9 protein-coding genes are annotated in these 11,316 nt (G+C 44.5%); 3 read left to right on the top strand and 6 right to left on the bottom strand.

The window, feature by feature from the left end:
- Positions 1-19 precede the first annotated feature (19 nt).
- Positions 20-2,107 carry an ATP-dependent DNA helicase DinG gene (dinG, locus tag ACHUFQ_RS04350; RefSeq protein ID WP_394173407.1) on the top strand — a complete coding sequence of 696 codons (2,088 nt, stop codon included), beginning with the start codon at positions 20-22 and terminating at the stop codon, positions 2,105-2,107.
- 436 nt (positions 2,108-2,543) lie between these two features.
- Here the strand turns inward: dinG and ACHUFQ_RS04345 are convergent, their stop codons facing one another.
- The 3 genes from ACHUFQ_RS04345 to queE form a co-directional block, all read right to left on the bottom strand.
- Complete coding sequence (locus ACHUFQ_RS04345) at positions 2,544-2,924, bottom strand: DUF5329 family protein (RefSeq protein WP_394173335.1); 381 nt, start codon at positions 2,922-2,924, stop codon at positions 2,544-2,546.
- Between the two features lie 121 nt (positions 2,925-3,045).
- Entirely contained in the window at positions 3,046-4,143 is a 1,098-nt protein-coding gene (locus ACHUFQ_RS04340; RefSeq protein WP_394173333.1) for an alkene reductase, read from the bottom strand.
- 459 nt (positions 4,144-4,602) lie between these two features.
- Positions 4,603-5,277 carry a 7-carboxy-7-deazaguanine synthase QueE gene (queE, locus tag ACHUFQ_RS04335; RefSeq protein ID WP_394173331.1) on the bottom strand — a complete coding sequence of 225 codons (675 nt, stop codon included), beginning with the start codon at positions 5,275-5,277 and terminating at the stop codon, positions 4,603-4,605.
- Positions 5,278-5,419: 142 nt separating this feature from the next.
- Between queE and queC the strand changes: the two genes are divergently transcribed.
- Complete coding sequence (queC, locus tag ACHUFQ_RS04330; protein WP_394173329.1) at positions 5,420-6,094, top strand: 7-cyano-7-deazaguanine synthase QueC; 675 nt, start codon at positions 5,420-5,422, stop codon at positions 6,092-6,094.
- Positions 6,095-6,172: 78 nt separating this feature from the next.
- Here queC and ACHUFQ_RS04325 read toward each other — a convergent pair whose 3' ends face one another.
- The gene (locus ACHUFQ_RS04325) at positions 6,173-6,787 is read right to left on the bottom strand and encodes a hypothetical protein (protein WP_394173327.1); all 615 of its coding nucleotides are present in this window, start codon (positions 6,785-6,787) and stop codon (positions 6,173-6,175) included.
- A gap of 547 nt (positions 6,788-7,334) precedes the next feature.
- Here ACHUFQ_RS04325 and ACHUFQ_RS04320 point away from each other — a divergent pair.
- Positions 7,335-7,541, top strand: coding sequence for a hypothetical protein (locus ACHUFQ_RS04320; protein WP_394173325.1), 207 nt, complete (start codon positions 7,335-7,337; stop codon positions 7,539-7,541).
- A gap of 91 nt (positions 7,542-7,632) precedes the next feature.
- On the opposite strand, the gene uvrB is transcribed toward ACHUFQ_RS04320, so the two are convergent.
- Complete coding sequence (uvrB, locus tag ACHUFQ_RS04315) at positions 7,633-9,630, bottom strand: excinuclease ABC subunit UvrB (protein ID WP_394173323.1); 1,998 nt, start codon at positions 9,628-9,630, stop codon at positions 7,633-7,635.
- Positions 9,631-9,637: 7 nt separating this feature from the next.
- Entirely contained in the window at positions 9,638-11,014 is a 1,377-nt protein-coding gene (locus ACHUFQ_RS04310) for an MATE family efflux transporter (protein ID WP_394173321.1), read from the bottom strand.
- Between the last annotated feature and the right edge of the window lie 302 nt (positions 11,015-11,316).

Below are 11,316 nucleotides of genomic sequence, written 5' to 3'. Positions count from 1 at the left end.
AATGGAAACCAATTTATTTATGTTAGGTGAAAAGACCAAGGAAGTTATCCGCAAAGCGTACAAAGAAATTGGCCAGAATCTCGACAATTTTTCGCCTCGCAAACAACAAACCTTTTTGATCGCAGAGATCGCAAAAACATTAGGCGGCGAATACGATAAATTGCGCAAACATATCGCCATTGAAGCTGGTACTGGTACCGGCAAGTCTCTGGCTTACTGTCTAGGGGCAATCCCGTTGGCAATGGCTCGCAATAAGAAAGTGATTATCTCGACCGCTACGGTTGCATTGCAAGAACAACTGGTTGACAAAGACCTGCCGTTTTTACAGAAAAACTCTGGTCTGGATTTTGATTATTGTCTGGTCAAAGGTCGTCAGCGTTACGTATGTGCGCAAAAACTGGCGCAAGTTACGCAGGGAAATGCCGGTGGCGACGATACTCAGGTGGCCTTGTTTCAGGAAAAACCTAAAGCCAGTGACATTCGCATGCTCAACACCATGTCAGAAAAGTTAAGCAGTGGCAAATGGCAGGGAGACCTGGATTCCTGGCCAAAATCCGTGCCCCATCACATTTGGCAAACCATTCAATGTGATCGTCATTCCTGTCTCAAACACTTACCGGAACACACCCATTGTCCTTTTCATAAAGCCCGAGAAGCAATGGATCTTGCAGACGTATTAGTCGTAAACCATGCCTTGTTATTATCGGATCTTGAATTGGGTGGCGGTAAAATTTTGACCGAGCCGGAAGATACCATTTACGTGCTTGATGAAGCTCATCATCTGCCGCAGATAACGCGGGATCATTCATCAGCGATGGCCACAGTGAAAGGCGCAATGGACTGGCTAAGTAAGGTCAGTATTCTCAGTGATAAAATTTCTAAGTTAAGTAAAAATCAAAGGGCAATTTCTCCATCGTTAAAACTTGCGGACTATTGCCAGGAAATCATCGCTGACTTACAAAAAGTGTCGAGTTTCATAGAGGCGAACCGCAGCGTTTACTTTGGAGACGAACAGCAGTACCGCTTTGAGAACGGCTTGATCCCGAAAAACCTAAAGAACCTGGCAGAAGACATCGCTGCGGCAAGCAAAAAAGCTCTGGCGGAAATCACCAAACTTTATAACTTGCTAATGGAAGAGGTAAAGGATGGTGCCATTCAAATGTACCAGGCTGAAGGTCCGTTATCGGAAAGTGGCTTTATTATGCAACGCCTGGAAAACCTTGAGAAAATCTGGGCAATGTATGCCAAAACTGACTCAGAGAAAGGCGCCCCACTTGCCCGCTGGCTTGAACAAAGCGATGGTAATCGTGATGATGTTATGGTCTGTGCCTCGCCTATCGACGTTGGTTTTATGTTGGAAGACAACCTCTGGAGTAAATGTGAAGGTGCGGTGCTTTGCTCTGCAACAATCTGCGCACTCAATTCCTTTGATCACTTTCGTCGGCAAGTTGGCTTGGGTAACAATGACGGTACCCAATATCAGCGCATTGGCTCACCGTTTGATTACCAAAACAATGCGGTGTTGCACATTCCGGCGATGAAAACCGAACCGACCAACAGTGACGCCTTTACCGATGAACTGATAAAAATCATCCCAGATTTACTCAAGGACAATGAAGCAAACCTGGTGTTGTTCTCCTCTTACTGGCAAATGCAAAAAGTGGCGGAAGCTCTGCGAGAGAAATCCAAGATAGAGATTTTGGTGCAAGGCGAAGATTCGCGTCAGAAAATTATCGAAACCCACAAAAAACGCTGTGACCAGGATAAAACCAGTGTTGTGTTTGGTAGTCAGAGTTTTTCTGAGGGTCTCGATCTACCTGGCAAATACCTGACCAACCTGATCATAACCAAACTCCCCTTTTCGGTGCCTACATCACCAGTCGATCAAGCGCAGTCAGAGTACGTCAAACTCAAGGGTGGTAATCCGTTTATGATGCTAACGGTGCCAGAAGCTTCGAAAAAACTCATTCAGGCCTGTGGCCGTTTGCTTCGCAATGAAAAAGATACTGGCAGCGTCTATATCCTCGACAGACGTCTGGTGAGTAAGCGTTATGGCAAGGAACTACTTGATTCATTGCCACCGTTTAAACGGGATATTGCTTACTAATACCTATCAATGCCCGCCATACCGGGGTCCGACTACATGGATGTAGGAGGCAGAGCAATGCATGGAGCAATTGCCGAGCTCGGTATCTGTTTGTCAGGCTATAGATTCCGGTTCGGACTCCGGAATGAGGTTGAATCCGGAATGACGCTGAGCGTATAGAATCCTTAACCCATAATAAGCGCGGTTCCCTTAACCCGTCATACCGGGGTAGCCCGGTATCTGTTTTCCAAGCTCTAGATTCCGGATCGGAGTCCGGAATGACGCTGAATCAGGAATGACGCTGAGCGTATAGAGTCCTTAACCCATAATAAGCGCGGTTCCCTTAACCCGTCATACCGGGGTAGCCCGGTATCTGTTTTCCAAGCTCTAGATTCCGGATCGGAGTCCGGAATGACGCTGAATCTGGAATGACGCTGAATCTGGAATAACACCTTGATTATTGAGTCTGGCTTGACTGCTGTTCGCGATAACGGTCCAGCTCCTCCAGTAACCAGTCGCCTGAGGGAACGGCTTCCTGCTCCGGGCAGTGGATCATATATTTCTTTTTCGAGATAAGACTTTGAGTCGCACTCTTAGCGATAAAATCTTCGGTCGTTTCAATATCATCAGCGAAGTAATCGTATTTTTTTTGAATGTGCTCAACCGCTTCTTCACCTTGATGAAAATCACCATTACGCTCATATTTACAACCACTTTCTCCAACGTAATTAAGAAGATGCTTAATTTCCTGTTTGGTTTTCTTGTCTATCTCTGAGCCATACGCCAGCGGGCTTAACGCCAACAGCGCAGTTACCAAAATCCATAGACGGTTTTTCATGTAGTTCTCCCGAAAAATTGATGTTGTCATAGTCAATAATAACCCTGCCTTTAAGTATAAGTGATGATGTTCAGACTGCTGCACCAGTTAAAAGGTTTAAAAGCATGCGACCAGAAGCTTATCATTGTTGATATACGGGATAGTCGATCAGCCCCGTCTCATCGCCGCCAAACAAGGTATCGGGGTTATGCACCGCCAATGGGTAGCCATGCTTAATACGCTCAGGTAAATCAGGGTTTGCCACAAACGGTCTGCCAAAGCCAATCATATCGGCGATCCCGTTATTGATTGCCGCACTTCCCTTTTCCCCGTCATAGCGGCCAGCATAAATTATCACTCTGGAAAACGCCTTGCGCAAAGCACGTTTAAAATTCTCCGGTGTCTTTGGTGCGTCATCCCAATCCACTTCGGCGATATGCATATACGCGATGTTATGACGTTCAAGTAATTCGGCAGCTGCCACATAGGTTTCCTGAGGATTTGCATCAACCGTACCGTTTAAGGACGTTAATGGTGCCAGTCGCACACCGACTTTACCCGCGCCAACGGCATTCACCAAAGTTTCAACAACACGATCCAGAAAGCGTAATCGGTTTTCCAGATTACCACCGTATTCATCCACTCGCTGATTCGATTCTGAGTCGATAAATTGATTGAGCAAATAACCGCTAGCGGCATGCAGCTCGACCCCGTCAAATCCGGCCTCCATGGCATTTAATGCCGCCTGATGAAACTCTTGTATCACCAGTTCGATATCATCCACTGTCATTGAACGTGGTTCAACGACATCCACAAAACCAGGCTGTTGTTCACCGTTATCGACATAAACCTTGACGTTTTCTGCTTTTAACGTCGATGAAGATATCGGTTGCTCGCCGGCAAGGTTATCAGGATGGGACACTCTACCAACGTGCCAAAGCTGGGCAAACATAATACCTTCTTGGGCATGGACTGCTTCTGTCACCAGCTTCCAACCCTGTATTTGCGCGTCACTAAAAATTCCCGGGGTAAATGCATAGCCTTTGCCCATCGGCGAAATTTGTGTTCCTTCACTCACAATCAAACCTGCAGAGGCTCGTTGTTGGTAATAAGTTGCCATCATTTGATTGGGGATATCGCCCGGTTGCGAGGCACGCGAACGCGTCATGGGTGGCATAACAATGCGGTTTTTAAGTTGGTAAGGTCCAAGTTTGATAGGTTGAAACAAAGCGTCGTTCAAAGCTAAACCCTCTTGCTGCGGCTTTTTTTGAGCTTAGCCCAAATTTAAACCAATCACATTAAGTTTGTGCACAACTCAGAGTTAGGGCCGAGGTTCAGTTACAACATAGATTTTATTGATATAGTCATTCTATATTAATGAAATATAGGGCAGTAAATGGGCCTTAAGGTAAACTCCCTACGGGTGAGTTTTAAAGGCGTTTGGACTACGTTACTGATTTTGGCTGATTTTGAGAGCGGAATAACCATTCTCTGCAATCAAAGCCTTGTCTAAAAGCCTTTAAATTCTCACTGAGTGAGCAATAATTTAATGGGATTGGTATTACGATTAGGTCAGAGTGTAATCAGGGAAGGTTTGCCGGTAGGTCGGGTCAAAAGCTCAGTAATGTTTAAGTCAACAATACTGAGCCAATAGACGGACATAAATATAGTGTTTGAAAAAGAAAAAGGATGCCGAGCGCTACTCAATACCAATATATTTATGGACCTGAATCGACAGACGCCAGTTATTGGCAATGCAAGTGTCAATAGCGAGCTGCGTAGCACGCTCTTTTTGGCTTATCGGCTGCAGATAAATCGGAGTATCAGAGATCTGATGCTCCGCCAATAGCGCTTTTAAATCGTCTACATGCTGTTCTGTGGCCACCGGGTGCTTGATCTCATTCGCCCGTTGCATCGCCGATCCCAACACCTTATAACCGCCGCGCATATTGACTTTTGGTGATACGGTAACCCAACACTTTGGACTAACCAGCACTTCAAACGTCCCGGATGTTTCTACTTGCGTAGAAAAACCACTTTCCTCCAGAACCCGGCACAATGGCTCTAAGTCCACCATACAGGGTTCGCCACCGGTCAATACGATATGTTTTGCCAGCCAGCCATTATCTGCAATGGTTTGTAATAAATCGGCAATACTAAAGTCTGCCCATTCATCGGTTTCTGCGTTTTTACTCAACATAACGGGAGCACTGACTTCTCTTTGCGGATCGATTTCCCAGGTATGTTTGGTATCGCACCACGAGCAACCGACCGGGCACCCTTGTAAACGAATAAAAATAGACGGCTGTCCGGTAAAAGACCCTTCGCCCTGAATCGTCTCGAACATTTCATTAATTTTGTATTGGCTCATCATAAATCTTCTTTTGCGATACAAGAATATCAAGTAAAATTAGTAGCATCCGATATTATACCAGCCTGATCACATAAGTGCTTTACTAAAATGGTAATGCACGATGACGTAAAGCGCTGGGAAATATAACTAAGCAAATCAAAATATGGCTGAAAATATGACAGAAAAAGTTGTAGTAATTTACTCCGGCGGTATGGATTCATTTACCGTTTTAAATCGCGCAGTAAAAGACAACAAAGAAGTATTCGCCCTGTCTTTTGATTATGGCCAACGTCATGTCAAAGAACTGGAATATGCCGCAAACGTGTGTCGAGAGCTGAAAATCGAACACAAAATCATTGATATTAGCAGCATCAATCAATTGCTCTCGGGCTCTTCGTTAACGGATGAAATAGACATTCCTGAAGGTCATTATGCGGAAGAAAGCATGAAATCTACGGTAGTTCCGAACCGTAATATGATTTTGCTTTCATTAGCGGTGGGTTATGCCGTATCCAAAGGTGCTGGCCAGGTGTATTACGGGGCTCATTCCGGAGACCATGCGATTTATCCCGATTGTCGTCCAGAATTCGTAATGAAAATGAATGAGGTATGTAAAATCGCCAATTATGAACCGGTGGAGATATACTCCCCTTACCTGACGGTTTCCAAAATTGATATTTTAACCGATGGCCTGAAAATGGGATTGGATTATGCGAAAACCTGGACCTGTTATAACGGTCGGGAAAAAGCCTGCGGTAAATGCGGCGCCTGTCAGGAACGTTTGGAAGCTTTTGATAAAAATAACGTGGTAGATCCGTTAGACTACGAAAACACTTAAGGTCCAGATGTTGGTGATTTAAACACCGAACCTATGAAAAAAAGAACTGTAGACCGATTCAGTCTACAGTTCATATTCTTACTTTTTCGAGTCAAGTGCCTGCTGGATTTGCTCCAATTCATCTGCACTTAAGTCGGCCTTTTTAAGTAGATGCACTATCGCCTCGGCTGCCCCACTTTTAGAATCCGCACTGATAAACATTGCGTGTTCACCATCCGTATCCGTACTAACCATTTTCTTAATGATTTTTACGTCGGCTTCGGCGCCATCTGAACCCACGTTTTTCTCAATAACAACCACTTTTCCTTTCACTTTGTCTGCGGAGGTGAGTTCTATTTCTTCTTCGCCGTCTTTCTCTATCCAGGTTAACACCTTAGCTTCGCCCTTGTCAGTCTGGCGAACAGATACATTATTTAGGGCATCCATGACGACCTTTTGAGTTTCTTCAGGGAGTTTGGCTAACTCTTTTTGCAGTGCCTTTTTATCTTTAATTGCGGCTTCGCTCAACAATAATGTCGTGGTTTTGCCATTTTCAGACACCGTAACATTTGCGTCACTGCCACTTTTCTTAATAATTTCTATCTCTTGTTCAAATGCTTTTTCAGCCGCTGACGTTGCGACAGAACACAAGCCAAAACTGAGGACGCTCAAACTCAATAGAGCTAAACCGGGATTTCGTGTTTTTATTATCATTATCTACTCCTTGTTTAATGGAATTAGCATACCGGGATGTGTTCCGGTTGCCAAGATTAGATTGATTACAGGATTCGATTATAATGAATCCTTTCATTGCCTGCCTCAACGTGAGTGTCATTGGTAAATGTCCCGCTTTACAAAATAATACAACGCTCTTTGTTTTTTGAGGTCACTGAAAATGTGATTTAAATAAAAGACTTAATCAAATTCCGCGATAATACTGAAATTTGTTGGCGTGAAACTCTGTGTAAAAAAGTACGTTGAATAATTTTTTAACCTAAAATTAAGGGATAGATGGGGTTCATACCCATTTTGAGAAAATTGTGAGCGATGCAAAATGCCTGCTGGTTTTAACCGTTGAGATTGTCGAATAATGGGCACCATGATCCTAAAACATCAGCAACAAACGAGTAGAAACCCTTAGCGGCATTAAAACAGAAATACAGTTTAAAAACGCCACATGCTGTATTGTTTGAGCCAGATTAAATGCTTACTCAAACAATGAATATCAGCTTGTCAGAATTAGTATTGTTGTGAGGTAGTTATGGGTTCAGTTTGGCGCCATCACGCAGAGCACTTGGCCAATTTACTTGCAGATAAAGAAGAACTCAAGGCACACTTGTTCCTTGAGCAGTTAATGCTATTCCCGGTTGATATTCAGGATAAAATAATCGAAGATATTGCTAAACTACCGCGCTGTAACAGTGATGACGTTGCGGAAATCATCACTTACTATTCCTCAAGAGTCTAATACCAGCCTTTGCCCATTATTTACGGGATCTTATAACGAAGCGTTGAGCCTGACAAACTGAATCAGGCCCGAAAAGCTTCTAGAGCCGACATTAACTGCGCAATTGCATTTCCCTGAGTTTAGAAATCTCATCTCGAGCTGCAGCCGCCTTTTCAAATTCCAGATTGCGCGCATGATCGAACATTTCGTTTTCCAGTTCCGCCACTTTCGCATCGATTTCAGACGTTGAAAGAATTGGGCTCTGATCTTTAGGTTCGGCAATCTTTTTACTTGCACCACCAACACCGGAATCAACCCCCATAACATCGGTTATGCGTTTTACCAGGCCTTTCGGGGTTATGTTGTGTTCTTCATTGTAAGCGTGCTGTTTCGCACGACGGCGGTCAGTTTCATCGATGGCTCGCTTCATCGAACCGGTGATCCGATCGCCATAGAGAATCGCCCGTCCATTTAAGTTTCGTGCTGCCCGACCAATGGTCTGAATAAGCGAACGATCAGAGCGCAGGAAACCTTCTTTATCGGCATCTAATATCGCTACCAAAGAAACTTCGGGCATATCCAGACCTTCTCGAAGCAAGTTAATTCCGATTAACACATCAAACTTACCAAGCCTTAAATCACGAATAATTTCCATCCGTTCAACGGTATCGACATCAGAATGCAGATATCGAGTTTTGATCCCATGCTCCGACAGGTAATCGGTTAAGTCTTCCGCCATACGCTTGGTCAAGGTTGTCGCCAGCACCCGCTCATTTACGGCAACCCGCTTGTGGATTTCAGACAGTAAATCATCCACCTGAGTCTCCACTGGACGCACTTCAATTTGCGGATCCAAAAGACCCGTTGGACGAACAACCTGCTCCGCCACTTCACCGCCGGATTGTTCTAATTCGTATTGTGACGGCGTCGCTGATACATAAATGGTTTGCGGTGCTAGTGCCGAGAATTCCTCAAATTTCATTGGTCGATTATCTAATGCCGATGGTAGGCGAAAGCCATATTCAACCAGATTTTGTTTCCGTGATCGGTCACCTTTATACATAGCACCGAGCTGTGGCACCGTAACGTGAGACTCATCAATGATTAACAAACCATCATCGGGCAAATAGTCAAACAAGGTTGGCGGTGCTTCACCCGGACCTCGCCCAGAAAGGTATCGTGAGTAATTTTCAATACCCGAGCAATAACCAATTTCAGTCATCATTTCAATATCGAACTGGGTCCGCTGGACAATGCGTTGCTCTTCAACCAGGCGATTGTTGACTTTTAATTGTTCTGCCCGCTCTTTTAATTCAACTTTGATTTTTTCGACCGCTGCCAGGATCTTTTCCCGTGGCGTTGCATAATGCGTTTTGGGGTAGATGGTAACTCGCGGTAAAATTCGCTCTACCTGACCGGTTAATGGATCAAACTGGCTGATCCGTTCCACTTCTTCATCAAACAATTCAACTCGCAATGCAATGCGATCAGACTCAGCAGGGAATATATCAATGACATCACCACGAACCCGATACGTCGCCCGTTGAAACGCAACATCGTTGCGGGTGTATTGCAATTCGGCTAAGCGCCGTAAAATATCCCGCTGATTAATAATATCGCCCTGACGCAGGTGCAACATCATTTTTAAATAAGAGTCGGGGTCTCCCAGACCGTATATTGCTGAAACCGATGCAATAATAATGACATCACGACGTTCCATTAAAGCCTTCGTTGCCGATAATCGCATCTGCTCAATATGATCATTTATCGAGGCATCTTTCTCAATAAAGGTGTCAGTGGTCGGTACATAGGCTTCTGGCTGATAGTAGTCATAATACGAAACAAAGTATTCCACGGCATTTTCCGGAAAAAACTCTTTCATTTCTCCGTACAACTGTGCCGCCAGCGTTTTATTTGGCGCCAGTATCATGGTTGGACGATTTTGAGTTTCAATCACATTGGCAACGGTAAACGTTTTACCCGACCCCGTAACCCCTAGCAACGTCTGATGCGCCAGACCAGCATCTAAGCCTTCAAGTAACTGGGCAATTGCCGTTGGTTGATCGCCACTCGGCGTGTAATTGGAAACTATTTTAAAATCTTTACTCATGGTTTACTCAGGAAGACTTGGTTTGTGCCACACATTCTGGCTTTGCGAATTGTCGCGTAAATAAATGATAAGACAGTACTGCCATCAATAAATTTCCGAGCAACGCGCCGATAAACAATCCATGTAATTCAAATAACAGACTGCCAAGATAAGCCAGTGGCACATAAAAAACAAACAAACGAATAATACTGAGTACCAACGCGGCAATCGGTTTATGCAAGGCATTGAATGATGAATTGGTCAGAATGATGATGCCTTGCAAGCCATAACCAAGCGGTAAGATATAAATAAACAGCTTGATGATATCTGCGACATTCTGCTCTTTAGCAAACACGGCAGCGATCCATGGTGCCAACAACACCATTAACAAATAGATGCCCACTTGCCAGAACATAACAAACTTTGTAGAGACGTTATAGGCGTCTTCTACCCGTCCCATTTTACCGGCACCAAGATTTTGACTGATAAATGGCGGCAAGGTCATGGACAAAGCCAACACAACCAAACAGGCGATCGACTCGATTCTTGAGCCAACACCAAAGGCCGCAACCGCGGTTTCGCCGTATGACGCGACAATGGCGGTCATCACCGCGGCAGCGATCGGGGTCAACATATTAGCGCCTGCGGCAGGCAACCCAATATGCAATATCTCCCGGGTACAACGCTTTAATACGTGCATATCCGGAAGTTTTAAATGGATCATCTGCCGACGAACCCCGAGAATATAAAGGATAACAATCAGGCCAAATGCCCAGGAAATCAACGTCGCAATCGCCGCACCTTTAATCCCCATAGCAGGAACCGGTCCCCAGCCAAAAATAAACAGCGGATCAAGGACAGCATTAATTAAACCGGCGCCACCCATAATATAACTGGGGGTAACGGTATCGCCAGACGCGCGTAAAATAGCGTTGCCTGTCATCGGACCGATAAGTCCAATACTGCCCAGAAACCATAAATCCATGTAGTCGTGAATAAGCGGCATTAGAGTTGGCTTTGCGCCCAATAAGGTAAATATTTGTTCCGAAAAGGCGTAGCCAATCATTGAGATCAAACCGACGATTATTGCGGTCATCAACATTGCTACCGTTGCACTATCGCGCGCAGAATCAACATCACCGGTGCCCAGCGTTTTGGCAATAACCGCAGAGGTCCCAATACCCAGACCTATTGCTAAACTAATAACCGTAAACGTGATCGGAAAGGTAAAGCTAATAGCAGCCAGGGGCTGGGTGCCAAGTAAACTGACAAAAAACGTATCGACCAAATTGAAGGTCATCAGCAATATCATCCCCAGTATCATGGGAATGGTCATATTTTTTAGCGTGCTCGTCACCGGTTCATTGAGCAGATCTTGCTTTTTCTTGCTTGTCGCTGATGTCATTAAATGGTGGTTTTCTAAAGAAATGAAAGGAGCGTATTGTAAAAGATAGACCGCTTTGTTGCTAGAAACATTTGAGAAAGCACAATAACCTATCGACTTTAAAAATAAACTGGCCGTCATCGAATTTTAAAAATCGTTAGTTGCGCAAAACTTATCCGGCTTTGATTATTTCCAATTCGATTTGTTCGCAAAATCAGCAAACGAATCAACATTTAAATTTATTCTTATTTTTCCTGTTGACAGTACACTTCCAGATAGATAATATTCCGCCCCGTTAGCGAGATGCGAACATTTTTATTCCC

Origin of the sequence: Thalassotalea litorea (assembly GCF_043642205.1) — a bacterium.
GTDB lineage: Bacteria > Pseudomonadota > Gammaproteobacteria > Enterobacterales > Alteromonadaceae > Thalassotalea_A > Thalassotalea_A litorea.
Note: the sequence above shows the minus strand (reverse complement) of the source record. Positions and strands in the feature narration are given on the sequence as shown.